Origin of the sequence: Cupriavidus necator A5-1, from assembly GCF_000744095.1 — a bacterium.
GTDB lineage: Bacteria > Pseudomonadota > Gammaproteobacteria > Burkholderiales > Burkholderiaceae > Cupriavidus > Cupriavidus necator_A.
Genome location: NZ_JQLI01000008.1, coordinates 910,116 through 927,569, shown reverse-complemented (window position 1 = coordinate 927,569; position 17,454 = coordinate 910,116). Strand labels below are relative to the sequence as shown.

15 protein-coding genes are annotated in these 17,454 nt (G+C 68.4%); 8 read left to right on the top strand and 7 right to left on the bottom strand.

The annotated features are described in order from the left end of the window. Window positions 1-12: 12 nt before the first annotated feature. The 5 genes from purE to K307_RS28475 form a co-directional block, all read right to left on the bottom strand. Complete coding sequence (gene purE / locus K307_RS28495) at window positions 13-510, bottom strand: 5-(carboxyamino)imidazole ribonucleotide mutase (protein ID WP_042884202.1); 498 nt, start codon at window positions 508-510, stop codon at window positions 13-15. 146 nt (window positions 511-656) lie between these two features. Continuing rightward, the gene (locus tag K307_RS28490; RefSeq protein WP_042884200.1) at window positions 657-1,565 is read right to left on the bottom strand and encodes a phosphoribosylaminoimidazolesuccinocarboxamide synthase; all 909 of its coding nucleotides are present in this window, start codon (window positions 1,563-1,565) and stop codon (window positions 657-659) included. A 103-nt stretch (window positions 1,566-1,668) separates the two neighbouring features. Beyond that, complete coding sequence (gene fba, locus K307_RS28485) at window positions 1,669-2,733, bottom strand: class II fructose-bisphosphate aldolase (protein WP_042884198.1); 1,065 nt, start codon at window positions 2,731-2,733, stop codon at window positions 1,669-1,671. 135 nt (window positions 2,734-2,868) lie between these two features. Beyond that, window positions 2,869-4,305, bottom strand: a complete 1,437-nt coding sequence (pyk, locus tag K307_RS28480) for a pyruvate kinase (protein ID WP_042884196.1) — start codon at window positions 4,303-4,305, stop codon at window positions 2,869-2,871. Window positions 4,306-4,387: 82 nt separating this feature from the next. Next, on the bottom strand, window positions 4,388-5,584 hold the full coding sequence (locus tag K307_RS28475; RefSeq protein ID WP_042884194.1) for a phosphoglycerate kinase: 1,197 nt from the start codon (window positions 5,582-5,584) through the stop codon (window positions 4,388-4,390). 369 nt (window positions 5,585-5,953) lie between these two features. Here K307_RS28475 and K307_RS28470 point away from each other — a divergent pair, with 369 nt between their 5' ends. Then, entirely contained in the window at window positions 5,954-7,072 is a 1,119-nt protein-coding gene (locus K307_RS28470) for a helix-turn-helix transcriptional regulator (protein WP_042884191.1), read from the top strand. A gap of 128 nt (window positions 7,073-7,200) precedes the next feature. Next, complete coding sequence (locus K307_RS28465) at window positions 7,201-8,340, top strand: helix-turn-helix transcriptional regulator (RefSeq protein WP_042884189.1); 1,140 nt, start codon at window positions 7,201-7,203, stop codon at window positions 8,338-8,340. A gap of 110 nt (window positions 8,341-8,450) precedes the next feature. Here K307_RS28465 and K307_RS28460 read toward each other — a convergent pair whose 3' ends face one another. Together K307_RS28460 and K307_RS28455 are read right to left on the bottom strand one after the other, a co-directional pair. Further along, window positions 8,451-9,479, bottom strand: coding sequence for a Bug family tripartite tricarboxylate transporter substrate binding protein (locus K307_RS28460; protein ID WP_042884186.1), 1,029 nt, complete (start codon window positions 9,477-9,479; stop codon window positions 8,451-8,453). Between the two features lie 173 nt (window positions 9,480-9,652). Then, entirely contained in the window at window positions 9,653-12,658 is a 3,006-nt protein-coding gene (locus K307_RS28455) for a DEAD/DEAH box helicase (RefSeq protein ID WP_042884183.1), read from the bottom strand. Window positions 12,659-12,839: 181 nt separating this feature from the next. Here K307_RS28455 and K307_RS28450 point away from each other — a divergent pair, with 181 nt between their 5' ends. From K307_RS28450 to K307_RS28425, 6 genes are all read left to right on the top strand, one after another. Further along, entirely contained in the window at window positions 12,840-13,760 is a 921-nt protein-coding gene (locus K307_RS28450) for a branched-chain amino acid transaminase (RefSeq protein WP_042884182.1), read from the top strand. A gap of 97 nt (window positions 13,761-13,857) precedes the next feature. Continuing rightward, window positions 13,858-14,052: a zinc-finger domain-containing protein gene (locus K307_RS28445; protein WP_042884180.1), complete on the top strand. Its 195-nt coding sequence runs from the start codon at window positions 13,858-13,860 to the stop codon at window positions 14,050-14,052. Window positions 14,053-14,164: 112 nt separating this feature from the next. Then, window positions 14,165-15,199 carry a lipopolysaccharide heptosyltransferase II gene (gene waaF / locus K307_RS28440; protein WP_042884177.1) on the top strand — a complete coding sequence of 345 codons (1,035 nt, stop codon included), beginning with the start codon at window positions 14,165-14,167 and terminating at the stop codon, window positions 15,197-15,199. A gap of 20 nt (window positions 15,200-15,219) precedes the next feature. Next, on the top strand, window positions 15,220-15,660 hold the full coding sequence (locus tag K307_RS28435) for a YybH family protein (protein WP_022533642.1): 441 nt from the start codon (window positions 15,220-15,222) through the stop codon (window positions 15,658-15,660). A gap of 43 nt (window positions 15,661-15,703) precedes the next feature. Continuing rightward, window positions 15,704-16,789 (top strand): YheT family hydrolase, encoded by a 1,086-nt coding sequence (locus K307_RS28430; RefSeq protein WP_042884176.1) that lies wholly within the window; start codon window positions 15,704-15,706, stop codon window positions 16,787-16,789. Between the two features lie 46 nt (window positions 16,790-16,835). After that, window positions 16,836-17,426, top strand: coding sequence for a DUF2946 family protein (locus K307_RS28425; RefSeq protein ID WP_042884174.1), 591 nt, complete (start codon window positions 16,836-16,838; stop codon window positions 17,424-17,426). Window positions 17,427-17,454: the final 28 nt, after the last annotated feature.

Here is a 17,454-nt window from a genome sequence, read left to right as displayed (position 1 = left end):
GAGTCCGAAGGGTTACAGCGGCAGCGTCATCGCGCGCGCGGCTTCGGTCTGCTTCGCGCGGAAGGCTTCCAGCGCGGCGGCCAGCGCTTCATCAGTGGTGGCCAGCGTGGCGATCGCGTGCAGCGCGGCGTTGGCGGCACCGGCCTCGCCGATGGCGAAGGTGGCGACCGGCACACCCTTGGGCATCTGCACGATCGACAGCAGCGAATCCTCGCCTCGCAGGTACTTGGACGGCACCGGCACGCCGAACACCGGCACGATGGTCTTGGCGGCGATCATGCCCGGCAGATGCGCGGCACCGCCGGCACCGGCGATGATGGCCCGCAGGCCGCGGCTGCGCGCGCTTTCAGCATAGCGGAACATGTCGTCGGCCATGCGGTGCGCGGACACCACCTGGGCCTCGAACGGCACGCCGAAATCCTTCAGCATGGCCACCGCGTGCTGCATCACGTCCCAGTCGGAACTGCTGCCCATCACCACGCCGACCAGCGGCTTGTCTTGCTTGCTCACGTTTGATCCTTCCTTGTTTGCTCCCCTCTCCCGCTTGCGGGAGAGGAGCGGGGGTGAGGGCCCGGCGCTTCTCGACGCGTGGTGCCTTGCTAAACCACCCCTCACCCTGCCCTCTCCCCATGAGGGGAGAGGGAACACCATTTTGGTTACTGCAGTTCTTCGCCCGTCAGCCGCGTCAGCGCCTCGCGGTACTTGGCCGAGGTCTTCTCGACCACGTCGTCCGGCAGCTTCGGCGCCGGCGCGGTCTTGCCCCACGGCTTGCCGTCGATGCGCACGGCTTCCAGCCAGTCGCGCACGAACTGCTTGTCGAACGACGGCGGGTTGGTGCCCACCTGGTACGAATCGGCCGGCCAGAAGCGCGACGAATCGGCGGTCAGCACCTCGTCCATCAGCGTCAGCACGCCGTTGTCGTCCAGGCCGAACTCGAATTTGGTGTCGGCGATGATGATGCCGCGCGTGGCGGCGTACTCGGCCGCTTCCTTGTACAGGCGGATCGAGATCTCGCGCATCTGGCGCGCCAGCGCGATGCCGATGCGGGCCTCGACCTCGGCGAACGAGATGTTCTCGTCGTGCTCGCCCATCTCGGCCTTGGCGGCCGGGGTGAAGATCGGCTCGGGGAGCTTCTGCGCGTTCTGCAGGCCCGGCGGCAGCTGGATGCCGCACACCTTGCCGGTGGCCTGGTAGTCCTTCCAGCCGCTACCGGCGAGGTAGCCGCGCACCACCGCTTCCACCAGGATCGGCTTCAGGCGCTTGACCACCACGGCGCGGCCCTTGACCTGCTCCACTTCCTCGGGCGCGACCACGGTTTCCGGGGCGATGCCGGTCTCGTGGTTCGGCACGATATGCGCCAGCTTCTTGAACCAGAAGTTCGCCATCTGGTTCAGCACGCGGCCCTTGGCCGGAATCGGTTCGCCCAGGATGACGTCGAAGGCCGACAGCCGGTCGGTGGTTACGATCAGCAGCTTGTCGGCGCCGACGGCGTAGTTGTCGCGCACCTTGCCGTGGCCCAGCAGCGGCAGCGAGTTGATGGAGGACTGGTAGAGAGCGTTGGACATGATGGTTCCGATAAAACGGCGAAGCCGCCGGGCGCTGGATGCGTGCCGCGGCGGCCGGAACTGCAATCCGCCTTCCGCTTGCGTGGAAGGCGGACCGGGGACATTACTGCACGACCTGCGCCAGCTTGCCCGACTGGTACTGCTGTGCGATGTCGGTCAGGCCGATCGGCTTGATCTTGCTGGCCTGGCCTTCGCAGCCGAAGGCGATGTAGCGCGCCTTGCACACTTGCTTGGCGGCTTCGCGGGCCGGCTTCAGGTATTCGCGCGGGTCGAACTTGCTCGGGTTCTCAACAAAGAAGCGACGGATCGCGCCGGTCATGGCCAGGCGGATGTCGGTATCGATGTTGATCTTGCGCACGCCGTACTTGATCGCTTCCTGGATTTCCTCGACCGGCACGCCGTAGGTTTCCTTCATGTCGCCGCCGAACTTGCGGATTTCTTCCAGCAGCTCTTGCGGAACCGACGACGAGCCGTGCATCACCAGGTGGGTGTTGGGGATGCGGGCGTGGATTTCCTTGATGCGGCCGATCGCCAGGATGTCGCCGGTGGGCTTGCGGGTGAACTTGTAGGCGCCGTGCGAGGTACCGATGGCAATCGCCAGGGCGTCGAGCTGGGTGGCCTTGACGAAGTCGGCAGCCTGCTCCGGATCGGTCAGCAGCATGGAGTGGTCCAGCACGCCTGCGGCGCCGATGCCGTCTTCTTCGCCGGCTTCACCGGTTTCGAGCGAGCCCAGGCAGCCCAGTTCGCCTTCGACGGTCACGCCGACGGCGTGGGCCAGCTGCACCACCTTGCGGGTCACGTCGATGTTGTAGTCGTACTCGGCCGGGGTCTTGCCGTCTTCACGCAGCGAACCGTCCATCATCACCGACGAGAAGCCCAGGTCGATCGCGCCCTGGCAGATGGCCGGCGACTGGCCGTGGTCCTGGTGCATTACCACCGGAATATGGGGATAAGCCTCTACCGCGGCTTCGATCAGGTGGCGCAGGAAGTGCTCGCCGGCGTATTTGCGCGCGCCGGCCGAAGCTTGCATGATCACCGGAGCGTTGACCTCATCGGCAGCCTGCATGATGGCCTGCACTTGCTCGAGGTTGTTGACGTTGAAGGCCGGCAGGCCGTAGCTGTTCTCGGCCGCGTGGTCCAGCAGTTGGCGCATCGATACGAGTGGCATGTCTAACTCCTAAATAAAAATGGGGTGTCTCTGCGTATTCTTCTGTCGGCGCTTATTGCCCAAGCCTGCTGGCGGCGCCATCTTCGCGCATTTCGCGCGGACATTCAGTCCGGCATGGCACACACTGCTTCACCATCAGCTACCTACCCTGACGATCTTCAGGGTATTGGTACCGCCCGGCTGGCCCATCGGCTCGCCGATGGTCAGCACGATGAAATCACCACGCTGCACCACGCCCTGGGCCAGCAGCAGTTCTTCCGCCTGCTCCAGCGCGGTGTCGCGGTCGGCGCTGGACTGCAGCGGCAACGGCACCACGTTGCGGTACAGCTGCATCTTGCGCTGCGAGGCCAGGTTGGGCGTCATCGCATAGATCGGCACATGGATGCGGTGACGGCTCATCCACAACGCGGTGGCGCCGGAATCGGTCAGTGCGGCAATCGCCTTCACCTGCAAATGATAGGCGGTGAACAGCGCACCCATCGCCACGGACTGGTCGATGCGCGAAAAGGTCTGGTTCAGGAAATCGGTGTCGAGCTGCACCACCTCGGACTTCTCGGCCTCGACGCAGACCGCGGCCATGGCTTCGACGGTCTCCACCGGGTAGCGCCCGGCGGCGGTCTCGGCCGACAGCATCACGGCATCGGTGCCGTCCAGCACGGCGTTGGCCACGTCGGAGACCTCGGCGCGGGTCGGCACCGGGTTGACGATCATGCTCTCCATCATCTGCGTGGCGGTGATGGTGAGCTTGTTGGCCTCGCGCGCCAGCTTGATCATGCGCTTCTGCAGCGCCGGCACGGCGGCATTGCCCACTTCCACGGCCAGGTCGCCGCGCGCCACCATGATGCCGTCGGAGGCCTGCAGGATCTCTTCCAGCACGCCCGGGTGGATGGCCTCGGCGCGCTCGATCTTGGCGATCATGCGGGCCTTGTGGCCGTGCGGCTGGCCGGCCACGGCGGCGAGCTGGCGCGCCATTTCCATGTCGGTGGCGTTCTTGGGGAAGCTGACGGCAACGTAGTCCGCGCCCAGGGCCATGGCGGTCTTGATGTCGTCCATGTCCTTGGCGGTCAGCGCCGGCGCCGACAGCCCGCCGCCCTGGCGGTTGATGCCCTTGTTGTTGGACAGCTCGCCGCCCACGCGCACGGTGGTGAAGATCTCGGTGCCGAACACGCGGTCCACCACCAGCACGATCAGGCCGTCGTTGAGCAGCAGCAGGTCGCCCGGCCCGACGTCGCGCGGCAGGTCCTGGTAGTCCAGGCCGGCGCGCTCCTCGTTGCCGAGCGTGCAGTTGGAATCGAGGACGAAGGGATCGCCCGGCTTCAGCGTGATCTTGCCGTGCTCGAACTTGCCCACGCGGATCTTGGGGCCTTGCAGGTCGGCCATGATGGCGACTTCGCGCCCGCACGCCTGCGCGGCCTCGCGCACCATGCTGGCCCGGTCGATATGGTCCTGCGCGGTGCCGTGCGAGAAATTCAGCCGCACCACGTCGACCCCCGCCGCGATCATGCGCGTGAGGACTTCCAGCGAGCTGGAGGCGGGGCCGATGGTGGCGACGATCTTGGTAGAACGGGTCATGCGCGACAATTCCTTGTTCAGAGCTCGATGGCCCGGGGACCCGACAGCGTGCCGGGGCCGGCTGATGCGTCAAACTGCGGCGTCAGCCTGCGGCGCGCTGTTCCAGCACTTCGAACGCGGGCAGCTTCTTGCCTTCCAGGAATTCCAGGAACGCGCCGCCGCCGGTCGAGATATAGCCCACGCGGTCAGCGATGCCGTATTTGGCGATGGCGGCCAGCGTGTCGCCGCCGCCGGCGATCGAGAACGCCTTGGAATCGGCGATGGCCTGGGCCAGCACCTTGGTGCCGTTGCCGAACTGGTCAAACTCGAACACGCCCACCGGGCCGTTCCAGACGACGGTGCCGGCGGCCTTGAGCTGCCCGGCCAGTTGCGCGGCGGTCTTGGGGCCGATGTCCAGGATCATGTCGTCGTCGGCCACGTCCTTGACGTCCTTGACGGTGGCCGCGGCGGTGGCGCTGAATTCCTTGGCGCACACCACGTCGACCGGGATCGGCACCGAGGCGCCGCGCTTGGCCATGATGTCGATGATGGCCTTGGCGTCGCCGACAAGGTCGGCTTCGGCCAGCGACTTGCCGATCTTCAGGCCGGCGGCCAGCATGAAGGTATTGGCGATGCCGCCGCCGACGATCAGGTTGTCGACCTTGTCGGCCAGCGACTTCAGGATGGTCAGCTTGGTCGAGACCTTGGAGCCGGCCACGATCGCCACCAGCGGACGCGCCGGCTGGCCCAGCGCCTTGCCCAGCGCGTCGATCTCGGCGGCCAGCAGCGGGCCGGCGCAGGCGATCGGGGCGTATTTGGCGATGCCGTGGGTGGTGGCTTCAGCGCGGTGGGCGGTGCCGAAGGCGTCATTGACGTAGACGTCGCACAGCCTGGCCATCTTCTGCGCCAGTTCGTCGCTGTTTTTCTTCTCGCCCTTGTTCACGCGGCAGTTTTCCAGCAGCACCACCTGGCCCGGTGCCACTTCGACGCCGTCGACCCAGTCCTGCACCAGCTTGACCGGCTTGCCCAGCAGTTCGGACAGGCGCGTGGCGATCGGCGCCAGCGAATCCTCGGGCTTGAGCTCGCCCTCGATCGGGCGGCCCAGGTGAGACGTGACCATCACCGCCGCGCCGGCGTCCAGGCACGCCTGGATGGCGGGCACCGAGGCGCGGATGCGGGTGTCCTCGGTGATATTGCCGGCGTCGTCCTGTGGCACGTTCAGGTCGGCGCGGATAAACACCCGCTTGCCGGAGATTTTGCCTTGGGAAATCAGATCGGAAAGACGCAGGACAGAGGTCATGGCGGTGGTTAGCGCGAGATTTCGCTGAAAAATCGGGAAAACGGGGATTTTACCTGATCGCGGTCAACGCTTTGCCGATTCCGGGCTGAATCCGCCTCCCGTGTGCCGCCCCCAGCACAACCGTAACGACCTTCCGCACCGGCGGGTACCCCCATCCCCACCGAAGAAGGGTCTTGGCGATGTCCCCGTGTTCCCCCGAGTGCGGTAATGTATGCAACGTCTGCTAGACCAGACACGTAGTCAAGCCAGAGCCGACCCGATAGCGGCCACAAAAACAAAGAAGCGGAAATAACAATAATCATCCGGGCGTGCGCGGGGGCGCACCGCCGGGACCGCGCATATTTTGTCGCGAATGCAGGGGGTAGTCAGATGAAAGAAGCCGACATGCACGGAGCGATCCGTGGCTTGTACGAGGGCATTCTCGATCCCGGTGCCTGGCAGCAGAGCCTGCGCACCCTGACGGAACTGGCCGGCACGGCCCATGCCTCGATGATGGTCTGGGACACCGTGCGCGACCAAGTCACGGTCAACGAAATCGTCAATCCGGTAGTGGAGCTGTTTTCCGAATACGAGTCGGACTACCAGGCCATCGATCCGGCCAAGCATTTCGCACCGCGCATGCGGCCGGGCGACTGGTATATCGACGCGCGCGAACTGGGCGAAGGCGCGATGGCGCGCCACCCGTTCTACCGCGATTTCTTCCACCGCTTCGACCTGCACTCCTACGTGGCCTGCCTGGTCGCACGCCAGCCGCACTATGAGGTCTATTTCTCGATGCAGCGCGCGCGCACGCAGCCGCTGTTCTCGGCTGGCGATACCAGCTGCCTGGACTGGATCATCCCGCATATGCGCAGCGCCATGGCGATGCGCGACCGCACGCTGGGGCTGACGACGCTGGCGCGCCTGTCGACGCAGCTGGTGGAGCGCCTGAATTTTGCACTGCTGGTGTTCTCGCCACAGCGCCAGGTGCTGCTGAGCAACCGCGCCGGCGAGCGCTGGGTGCGGCGCCTGGACCCGGCCGGTAAGGTCTCCGAATGGACGCTGTCGCGCCCCTTCGCCGAGATGCTGCAGGCCGCCTGCGACCCGCAGCGCACGGTAGCCGCGCAGGCCGCGCGCGCCAGCGACCGCAACGGCACCACCGCGCAGGTGATCGTGCTGCCGTTGCCGCCATCGCATGCCTTTGCCACGCAGTGGCAGGAGCCGGCGGCGCTGGTGGTCGTGCATGAGGCGGACAGCGCGCCGCTGTTGCTGGCGCCCGTGCTGCGTGACCTCTACGGCCTGACCCCGGCGGAAACCCGGCTGGCCACGCAACTGGCCAGCGGCCAGGGCCTGCCCGAAGCGAGCCAGCAGCTGAACATCCGCCATGAAACGGCGCGCACGCAGCTCAAGGCCGTGTTCCACAAGACCGGCACCAACAGCCAGGCCCAGCTCACGCACCTGTTGGCGCGCCTGGGCGCGGCGCTGGACGGGGGGGCGCCACCTGCCTGAAGGGGCAGCCCCAGCTCACCACCTGGGGCCCGCCTAGCGTGCCAGCCGGCGCCGATCCGGCGGCCGGCCCCCGGCGCGTTACCAGGCACGAGAAGTACCAAAAGTACAAAAAAAGAAGAAGGGAAGCCATGAGCGACACACAGATGCACGAGACCATTCGCGCGCTGTACGAGGGAGTCTTTGATGCCGAGGCCTGGCAGCGCAGCCTCGGCGCACTGTGCCAGGCCAGCGGCAGCGTGCATGCCGCGCTGGTGGTGCTGGACACCGTCCACGAGCGCGTGCTGGTCAACCAGGTGGTCAACCAAGTGCCGGAAGAAGTGGCCGCCTATCACGAGTACTACGAAGCCATCGACCCGGCGCTGCCGTTTGCGCCGCGCATGGCGGTGGGCAGCTGGTATATAGACTCGCGCGAGCTGGGCGCTTATGCGATGCGGCAGTCGCCCTTCTATGGCGAGTTCTTCCGCCAGTTCGGGCTGTCGTCGCTGATGGCCTGCCTGGTCGAGCGCAAGCCGCACTACGAGGTGTTCCTGTCGCTGCAGCGCCCGCAGGGCCGCGACCACTATTCGCCCGAGGATGCGCGCGCGCTCGACTGGGTGATCCCGCACGTGCGCAACGCCATCGCGCTGCGCGACCGCACCCACCAGGTGTCGGCCCTGGCGCACGCCTCGTCGCAGCTGATGGAGCGGCTGCCGTTTGGTGTGATCGTGTTCCAGGACGATGGCAAGGCCTTGCTGACCAACAGCATCGGCGAAGCCTGGGTGCGCCGGCTGCTGCCCGCGGTGTCGATCGAGACCAGCGCTGCGGCTATGTCTGCCACGGGCCTGCGCCAGGAAGAATGGCGCCTGTCGCGTCCGTTCGCCGAGGCGCTGCGCGCCGTGTCCGACCCGGCCAACCCGCAGCCGGCGCAGGCGCTGCGCGCGGTGGACGGCGCCGGCCGCCAGGCGCAGATCATCCTGCTGCCGCTGCCGCCGGCCCATCACCTGGCCATCGACTGGCAGCGCCCGACCGTGATGGTGGCGATCCATGAGCCCGGCATCGCACCGGTGACGCTGCCGGCGGTGCTGCGCGATCTCTACGGGCTGACGCCGGCGGAAACGCGGCTGGCGATGCAGTTGTCATCGGGCATCGGGCTGCCCGAGGCGTGTGAGTTGATTGGCATCCGGCGGGAGACTGGGCGTACGCAGTTGAAGGCGATTTTTACCAAGACTGCGACGGGGACGCAGGCGCAGTTGGCGCATTTGTTGACGCGGTTGGGGGTTAGGGGGTAGGGGGTAGGGAGGGTTGGGTGCCGGGGTGAAGCTGTGCCTGCAACATGTCACCCAGCCGCGAGAGCCGTCGAGCATCTACCAACTGCAAACCGCAGGCAACCCGCCCCCCTTCAATCAACCGACGCCCCCACCGTCTTAACCACCCCCGCCCACTTCTGCCGATCCGCCTTCACCGTAGCCTTGAACTGATCCACCGTCTCAACCCGCGGCGTGTTGCCAGCATCGACCAGCTTCTGCCGGATCGCCGGCGTTTCCAGCGCCACCTTGACCGCGTCATTGATCTTGCGCGCGATCTTGGGATCCAGGCCCTTGGGGCCGAAGAAGCCGAACCAGATGGTGCTGTTGAAGCCCGGCACGCCGCTCTCGGCGATGGTCGGCACGTCGGGGATCACCTGCACGCGCTGTTTGGTGGTCACGCCCAGCAGGCGCACCTTGCCGGCGCGGTACTGCGGCAGCACGCTCTGCACCTGGTTGAAGATGCAGCAGACCTCGCCCTTCACCACCGCCTGCAGCGCATCGGGGCCGCCCTTGTACGGCACGTGGACCATGTCGAGCCCGGCGCGTGCATTGAATTCGGCAAACGCCAGGTGAGTGCCGGTGCCGTTGCCGGTGGACGCGAAGTTGTACTTGCCGGGGTTGGCCTTGACCTTCTCGATGAATTCCTTGACCGATTTCACGTCGATCACGGCCGGGTTGACGGTCAGCACGTTGGAGACCTCGACCAGCGGCGCCACCGGGGTGAAGTCGGCCTCGGCGTCGAACGGCAGGTTCTTGTACAGCGCCGGGTTAATGCCGTGGGTGGCAGCGGTGCCGAGCAGCAGCGTGTAGCCGTCCGGCTTGGCGTGCGCCACCACTTCGGAAGCGACGTTGCCGCCGGCACCGGGCCGATAGTCATAGATGATGGTGGTCTTGAGCGACTTCTGCAGCGATTCCTGCAGCGTGCGGCCAACGATGTCGACGCCCGAACCGGCGGTGAAGCCCATCAGGATCGTCACCGGCTGCGTCGGCCACTCGCCCGGGCCCTGGGCGCGGGCCGGACCGGTCACGGCGGCAGCGACGCACAGTGCGGCCAGGCCAGCGCCCAGGCGGGAAGCGGAACAGAAGGACAAGCGCGGAAGCAGGCGGGTCGAAATAGGCATGGGGGCACCGTCGGAAAGAGTCAGGACTGAACATGGGGCCGGCCGGGATCTGAGCCCCGGGCCAGCGCCACAAGATAACAAGGTTCCTGCCAAAACCAAACGACCGAGTTCGCTTGAGAGTATGCCGTGCGGGCATATGGTGCACCACACCACGCCGCCCCGCCCCGCACCGGTCAGCGCCGCAGCAGCCCCACCAGCTCGTCGATCTCCGGCAACGGCGCGCCCGTGCCCGCCACGCTGTTGTCGTCGGCTTCCAGCAGGCCGTCGGCCAGCGCGCGCTTGTCGCGGTGCAGGTCGACGATGCGCTCTTCGATGGTGCCGGCATTGATCAGCCGGTACACCGTCACCGGGCGCTGCTGGCCGATGCGGTGCGCGCGGCCCATGGCCTGGTCTTCGGCGGCGGGGTTCCACCACGGGTCGGCGATGATCACATAGTCGGCCGCGGTCAGGTTCAGGCCGAAGCCGCCGGCCTTCAGGCTGATCAGGAAGACATCGCCCTCGCCGGCCTGGAAGGCGGCCACGCGGCGCGTGCGCTCGGCCGCGGGGGTAGCGCCGTCCAGGTATTGCAGCGCTAGCCCGGCGCGCTCCAGCCCCTGGCGCAGCAACTGCAGGAAATCGACGAACTGGCTGAACACCAGCGTCTTGTGGCCGCTGGCCGCCAGCTCGCCGGCCAGCTCGACAAAGGCGCGCAGCTTGGCGCCCTCCGATAGCTGGCCGCTGAGCTCGGGCGTGACCAGGCGCGGATCGCAGGCCGCGCGGCGCAGCCGCATCAGCTGCGCCAGCACGTGGATGCGTGCCTGCGCCTGGTGCTGGGCCTGCGCCAAGGCGCGCGCCCGCGCCCCGGCCGGCGCGCCGCGGATGGCCTTGCGCGCGGCATCCACGCGCGCCAGCGCGGCCTCGGCCTCGGTCTGGGCCTGGCGGCGCAGCGCCTCGTAGTGGGCAGCCTCGACCGGCTCGGGCTCGACCCGGATCACCAGCTCCGTGCGCGGCGGCAGTTCGTCCAGCACCTGCGCCTTGGTCCGGCGCAGCACGAAGGGCGCGATCATGCGGCGCAGGCGCTGGCGCGCCTCGCGCACGCCGCCGCGCTCGATCGGGTTGGCGAAGTGTTCGTTGAAGCGGGCCAGCGAGCCCAGCAAACCCGGGTTGCAGAAGCGCATCACCGACCAGAGCTCGGCCAGCCGGTTTTCCACCGGCGTGCCGGTCAGCGCCATGCGGAAGCCCGACGGCAACTCGTACATCGCCTGCGCGCGCCGCGTGACCGCGTTCTTGAACGCCTGCGCCTCGTCGGCGACCACGGTGTGCCAGTCGCGCGCGCAGAAGTCCTTGCGCGCCTGCTGCAGCAACGTGTAGGAGACGATCACGAGGTCATGCGAGCCGGCATGGGCCAGCAGGGTTTCGCGCTCATTGTCGGCACCCTCGGCATAGACATGGACGTTGAGCGTGGGCGCGAAGCGGCGCGCCTCGGCGGCCCAGTTGCCGCACACCGAGGTCGGCGCGATCACCAGCGCGGCACCGCCGCCGGCGCGCGCCACCAGCACCGCCAGCGCCTGCAGCGTCTTGCCCAGGCCCATGTCGTCGGCCAGGCAGGCGCCGAGGCCCGAGGCGGCCAGCGTCATGGCCCAGCGGTAGCCGGCCTCCTGGTAGGGGCGCAGTTCGGCCGCCAGCGTCGGGGGCAGCGCGATCTCGGTTTCCCGTGCCGCGCGCAGGCGCGCGATGCGCTGGCGGAAGTGCGCATCGGGGTCGATGCCAACGCCGGCCAGCACATCGTCCAGCCACGGGGTGGCCATCTGCGGCACGCGGATGCCGTCGGGCACACGCTCGGCCACGCCGGCGAGGTCGCGCAGCCGGCCGCGCAGCGCGCGCGTCAGCGCCACATAGACACCCTGCCCCATCGGCACGAAGCGCCCGGCGTGGCTGCCGGTCCAGTCGATCAGCTTGCCCAGCTCCAGCACCAGCCCCTCGGCCACGCGCAGCTCGCCCGCCAGCCGGTACCACGCGCCGCGGCTTTCGATCTGCACGCCGAGTTGCGGCAGGTCGGCCGGCAGCACGCGGATCTCCTTGCCGCGCGGCCATTCCACGGCCTGCACCGCGGGCAGTCCGGGCAGTGCTTCCAGCACGGCCAGCGCGTCCTCGGGATCGTCCAGGGTCCAGGTGTACTCGCCGCCCGGCGGCGACTGGGTCACCAGCACCGGCAGCGCGGCGAAGACCTCGGCCACGCTCGCCAGCTCCGCATCGAGGTCGCGCTGCGTGGCCAGCGTCTCGCCGCGCACGGCGGCCATCAGGCGTTCGCGCCCGGCGCCGGGCGCCAGCCGGGGCCCGAGCGGGCCCAGCGGCGTCACCACCAGCCGCAGCGAGATGCCGCGCGCCACCGGCGCCACCTCGGCGCGCAGCCGCGTCTCGGCCTCCACCGCGCGCGTGCCGACGGCCTGGTCGGCATGGACCTGGAAGTGGCCGGCCAGCGCGCGCAGGGTCTGGTCGAGCTGCCCCTGGCCGTCCTCGGGGATCGCCAGGCCGTCGCCGACCAGCCGCGCGGCATCGAACTGCGCCGGGGTGTAGCGGATCACCCGCAGCCGGTGCGGGCCGTCGCGCACCACCGTGACCTGGCGCAGCGCCTCGGCCTCCTGGCGCGCGACGGCCGGCAGGTAGGCTTCCATCGCCGGCGCCTCGCGCACCGGCGGGAAGATGCGCAGCACGTAGCGGCCGGCGCTGTGGACGGCTTCCAGCGCGGGCGCGTCCTCCACCACCTCCAACGTCTGCGACGGCGCATGCGCCAGCACCACGCCCGGGTGGCCCACCAACGCCATCACCGCCGCGGCACGGTCCAGCACGTAGCGCCGGTTGTGCGACTGGTCGCGGCGGATGGCGCGCGCCACGCGGGCATCCCACGGCTCGAGCCGGTCGTCCTCGGCCACCCGGGCCAGCGGCACCGGCCTGGGCTTGCCCCAGCCGCGCGCGCCGCGCCCCTGCTCGAGCGGCTCGATCGTGCCCGGCGCGCCGTCGGCGTCCAGCGTGAGCGCCCACAGGAGGCGCCGGGCCTCGGCGCCGGCCGCGGGTTCGGCGCCGGCCAGCGCGCGCAGCGCTGCCAGCGCCTGCTGCCAGTCCGGGCCGGGCGCGGGGCTGGCGCCGTCCTCGCCGGGTTCGGGCAGGGCGTCAGGGCCGGGATGTGTGGTCAAAGGCACGACGGGTCTGGGATGGGGTTACCGGCAACAACGGTGGGAGCAGCAAGAAATGGCGTCCGAAATGCGGCAAACGCCCGGAAAAGAGGATTCTAGACCGCCACAACGCCTGCATCGCGTTGTGACCCATGCCCCCGCGGCTTACAATGTTGTTTTTGCTAATTTGACGGCAGGGAGAACAGATATGTCGATGGCGGATCGCGACGGCAAGATTTGGATGGACGGCAAGCTGATCGAATGGCGCGACGCCAAGATCCACGTGCTGACGCATACGCTGCACTACGGCATGGGCGTGTTCGAGGGCGTGCGCGCCTACAAGACCCCCGAAGGCACCGCCATCTTCCGCCTGAAGGAGCACACCCGCCGCCTATTCAACTCGGCCAAGATCTTCCAGATGGTCATGCCCTTCGACGAGGCCACCCTGGAAGCCGCGCAGCGCGAAGTGGTGCGCGCCAACAACCTGGAATCCTGCTATATCCGCCCGCTGGTGTGGATCGGCTCGGAAAAGCTGGGCGTGTCGGCCAAGGGCAACACCATCCACGTGGCGATCGCGGCCTGGCCGTGGGGCGCCTACCTGGGCGAGGAAGGCATGGAGCGCGGCATCCGCGTGAAGACCTCGTCCTTCACCCGCCACCACGTCAACGTGTCGCTGGTGCGCGCCAAGGCGAGCGGCTACTACATCAACTCGATCCTGGCCAACCAGGAAGCCACCGGCCTGGGCTACGACGAGGCGCTGCTGCTCGACACCGAGGGCTATGTCAGCGAAGGCTCGGGCGAGAACGTGTTTATCGTGCGCAACGGCGTGATCTACACTCCGGACCTGGCCTCGTGCCTGGACGGCATCACCCGCGACGCCACGCTGACCATCGCGCGCGACCTCGGCATCGAGGTGCGTGAAAAGCGCATCACCCGCGACGAGATGTACTGCGCCGACGAGGCCTTCTTCACCGGCACCGCCGCTGAAGTCACGCCGATCCGCGAACTGGACGACCGCATCATCGGCGAAGGCCGCCGCGGCCCGGTGACCAAGCAGATCCAGGACTCGTTCTTTGCCGCCGTGGGCGGCACCGAAGAAAAGTACAAGAAGTGGCTGACGCTGGTGTGAGCACCGGCCGGCAGCCTTTTCACGCCATGCGCCCGTGCTTGCGGGCGCGGCACACCCGCTGTTTCATCGAACAATAAGCTTCACTCCCTGCAACACCATGACGCAAACCGCCACCATCATCGAAATCGGCGCTGAAGACATTCCGCTGCACTGCCCCACCGCCAACACCCCGGCATGGAACTACCATCCGCGCGTGTTCCTCGACGTGGTCGACACCGGCGAGGCCAAGTGCCCCTACTGCGGTACCGTCTACAAGCTCAAGCCGGGCACCGTACTGAAGGGCCACCACTGACCCGAGCCGCCGGTTTTCGCACGACCCCGACGCTCCGGGCCGCCCACAGGCGCCCCGGAGCGTCGGCGTTGCCGGCGTCCGCGCCGGCGTGCCGGCTCCAAGCGCCCCGCCCATGAAGAAAGCCCTCGTCATCGCCCCCAACTGGATCGGCGACGCCCTGATGGCGCAGCCGCTGTTCGCGCTGCTCAAGGCGCGCCATCCGCGCCTGGTCATCGACGCCCTCGCGCCCAAGTGGGTGGCGCCCGTGCTCGCGCGCATGCCCGAGATCGGCCGCGTGTTCCCGTCAGACCTGGCGCACGGCAAGCTGCAGCTGTCGGCGCGGCTGATGTTCGCCCAGCAGCTCAAGAACGAAGGCTACGACCTCGCCTACGTGCTGCCGAACTCGCTCAAGTCGGCGCTGATCCCGTGGCTGGCCGGCATCCCGCTGCGCATCGGCTATCGCGGCGAAGCGCGCTTTGGCATGCTCAACATCCGCCACGCCAACCCGCCGCGCGACAAGCGCCCGCCGATGGTGGAGCATTACGCCCGCCTGGCGCTCAAGCCCGGCGCGCGCCTGCCTGAAAACCTGACCGAGCCGCGCCTGCGCGTCGACCCGGCGCGCGTGGCGGCCACCGCCGAGCGCTTCGGCATCGCCCCGCACGCGCGCGTGATCGCGTTCTGCCCGGGCGCCGAGTTCGGCCCCGCCAAGCGCTGGCCGGCCGACCACTTTGCCAAGCTGGCGCAGATGCTGCGGCGCTCCTACCCGTACGCGCAGATGATCACGCTGGGCTCGGCCAAGGACGCCGAGATCGCCAGCGAGATCGTCAAGGAAGCGCCGTTCGTGCGCAACCTGTGCGGCCAGACTTCGCTGGACGACGCCGTCGACCTGCTGGCGCTGTCCGAGGCCGCGGTCTGCAACGACTCCGGCCTGATGCACGTCACCGCGGCCCTGAACCGGCCCCAGGTGGCCGTTTTCGGCTCGAGCGATCCGCGCCACACGCCGCCGCTGTCACAGGCTGCGAGTATCATGTGGCTGCAGCTGGAGTGCAGTCCGTGCTTCAAGCGCGAGTGCCCGCTGGGGCACCTGCGCTGCCTGAAAGAAATCGAACCAGAAATGGTCTTCGTCGAGCTGCGCAAGCTGCTGCACCAGCCCCGGCCGCAGCCCTGAAGACCCCTGACACTGCCACCATGCCTCGTTTTGCCCGCCTGTTCGATTCCGCCGAAGACATCGTCGAAGCCTTTCGCGAAGCGCTCAAGCTGCGCGATGCCGACGGCGCGCTGCGCCTGTGGCTGGACGAGGACTCGATCACCTGCGTGCTGCCCGACGGGCAGCGCCTGATCGGCCACGAACAGCTGCGCCAGGCGTTCTCGCAGCTGCTCGAAGAGCAGCCGGTGCTGGTCGATGCCATCGAAACCAGCAGCCACGCCTCGATGGCCGTGTCGATCTTCGACGTGACCGAGGCGCTGCGCTTTGGCAGCGACCGCGTCGAGGCCGACCTGTTCGTGCACACCACCTATGTGCTGATGCAGAACCACGAAGGCTGGCGCCTGGCGCATATCCACTGCAGCCCGGCCAACGCGGTGCAGGTCGCCGCGGTGGCGGCCGCGCCGGGGCAGGCGCTGCACTGAACCCGCACGGCCGCGCCGCGGCCTGTTGCAACACCGAGCTGGCATGACGCAGCTTCCGCACCATCGCCTGCCGCCCGTCGTGCAGGCCGATCCTTCCGCCCCGCCGGCGCATGGCTACGGCGACGGCATGACGATGCCCTGGTGGCTGCGCGGCGGCCATGCCCAGACCATCATCCCCGCCCGCTTCACCCGCCGCCCGCCGCGTGTGACGTTCCGCCGCGAGCGCTGGGACACACCCGACCAGGATTTCATCGATCTGGACTGGACTACCCACGCCGTCGAGCCCAATTCGCCCCTGGTAGTGATGTTCCACGGCCTCGAGGGTGACTCGGGCAGCCACTACGCGCAGGCACTGATGCATGCGCTGTCCGTGCGCGGCTGGCAGGGCGTGATCCCGCACTTCCGCGGCTGCTCGGGCGAGCTCAACGTGGCGCCGCGCTTCTACCATTCGGGCGATTCCGCCGAGATCCGCTGGGTGCTGGAGCGCATGCGCCGGCATCACTGCGCCGAAGGGCGCAAACTGCTGGTGGTGGGCATCTCGCTGGGCGGCAACGCGCTGCTGCGCTACCTGGGCGAGGAAGGTGGCGCCGCCCGCCATGTGCATGCGGCGGCGGCCATTTCCGCGCCGCTGGACCTGGCGGCAGGCGGGGCGGCGCTGTCGGTGGGCTTCAACATGGTCTATACGCGCATGTTCCTGCAGACGCTCAAGCGCAAGTCGCTGGCCAAGCTGGAGCAGTTCCCCGGCCTGTTCGACCGCGACACGATGCTGGCCAGCCGCGACCTGTATGCCTTTGACAACGTGGTCACCGCGCCGCTGCACGGCTTTGTCGATACCGACGACTACTGGCGCCGCGCCGCCAGCAAACCCGTGCTGCGCGAGATCGCCGTGCCCACACTGGTGCTCAACGCGCGCAACGACCCGTTCCTGCCGGGCCGGCACCTGCCCGGTCCGGCGGATGTCAGCCCGCAGGTGTGGCTGGAGCAGCCCGAGCACGGCGGCCATGTCGGCTTCATGACCCCGGACGCCGGCTGGCAGCGCCACCTGCCGCTGTTGCCCGCCGGGCAGTTCGGCGGCCATATCGAATGGCTGCCGGCGCGGATCCTGCGCTTTTTCGACAGCATGATGTAAGGGCGGGCGCGGCATGCGCAGCACCCGGCCGCAGAGGAGACAGAACATGGACGAGATCGTCAGGCAAGCCATGGCGCGCTGGCCCAACGTGCCCAACGCCTACGGCTGGCTCGCGCTGGACCGGCGCGGCCAGTGGCGCCTGCGCAACGAGTACGCCCAGGAGCACGGGCTCTCGGGCGACCCGATCCGCCACGAGGCACTGGTCGGCTTTATCGAACGCAACTACCTGTGCGACGAGCGCGGCGCCTGGTTCTTCCAGAACGGGCCGCAGCGGGTATTCGTGTCGCTGGCCTATGCGCCGTGGATCGTGCGGCTGCATGAGGGCGTGTTACAGACGACCACGCAGCAGGCGTTTGCGCTGCAAGCCTGCTATGCCGACGAGCATGGCAACGTGGTGCTGGCCGGCACCGTGGAAGGCATGGCGGCAGATGCCGCGCCGGCGCTGCAGGCCGCGCTGCTGCACGACCACGACCTGGAGCTGTTCAGCGGCGCCAGCACGTGGCACGGGGAAGCGTGCGGCACTGAGCTGGGGGTGTTCCACCACGCCGGCCGCGACCTCCCGATCGAGCCGATCGCCGAAGACGAGGTGCCGAAGCGCTTCGGCTTCGTGCGCCAACCGGAGCCGCCGGCGGTGTAAAGCCAACCAGGGCGTCCGGGGCCGGCCG

Coding starts and splice junctions, on each gene's coding strand:
- K307_RS28490 (WP_042884200.1), bottom strand. CDS start 1,565: ATGTCCAACGCTCTCTACCAGTCCTCCATCAACTCGCTGCCGCTGCTG.
- fba (WP_042884198.1), bottom strand. CDS start 2,733: ATGCCACTCGTATCGATGCGCCAACTGCTGGACCACGCGGCCGAGAAC.
- pyk (WP_042884196.1), bottom strand. CDS start 4,305: ATGACCCGTTCTACCAAGATCGTCGCCACCATCGGCCCCGCCTCCAGC.
- K307_RS28475 (WP_042884194.1), bottom strand. CDS start 5,584: ATGACCTCTGTCCTGCGTCTTTCCGATCTGATTTCCCAAGGCAAAATC.
- K307_RS28470 (WP_042884191.1), top strand. CDS start 5,954: ATGAAAGAAGCCGACATGCACGGAGCGATCCGTGGCTTGTACGAGGGC.
- K307_RS28465 (WP_042884189.1), top strand. CDS start 7,201: ATGAGCGACACACAGATGCACGAGACCATTCGCGCGCTGTACGAGGGA.
- K307_RS28460 (WP_042884186.1), bottom strand. CDS start 9,479: ATGCCTATTTCGACCCGCCTGCTTCCGCGCTTGTCCTTCTGTTCCGCT.
- K307_RS28450 (WP_042884182.1), top strand. CDS start 12,840: ATGTCGATGGCGGATCGCGACGGCAAGATTTGGATGGACGGCAAGCTG.
- K307_RS28445 (WP_042884180.1), top strand. CDS start 13,858: ATGACGCAAACCGCCACCATCATCGAAATCGGCGCTGAAGACATTCCG.
- waaF (WP_042884177.1), top strand. CDS start 14,165: ATGAAGAAAGCCCTCGTCATCGCCCCCAACTGGATCGGCGACGCCCTG.
- K307_RS28435 (WP_022533642.1), top strand. CDS start 15,220: ATGCCTCGTTTTGCCCGCCTGTTCGATTCCGCCGAAGACATCGTCGAA.
- K307_RS28430 (WP_042884176.1), top strand. CDS start 15,704: ATGACGCAGCTTCCGCACCATCGCCTGCCGCCCGTCGTGCAGGCCGAT.
- K307_RS28425 (WP_042884174.1), top strand. CDS start 16,836: ATGGACGAGATCGTCAGGCAAGCCATGGCGCGCTGGCCCAACGTGCCC.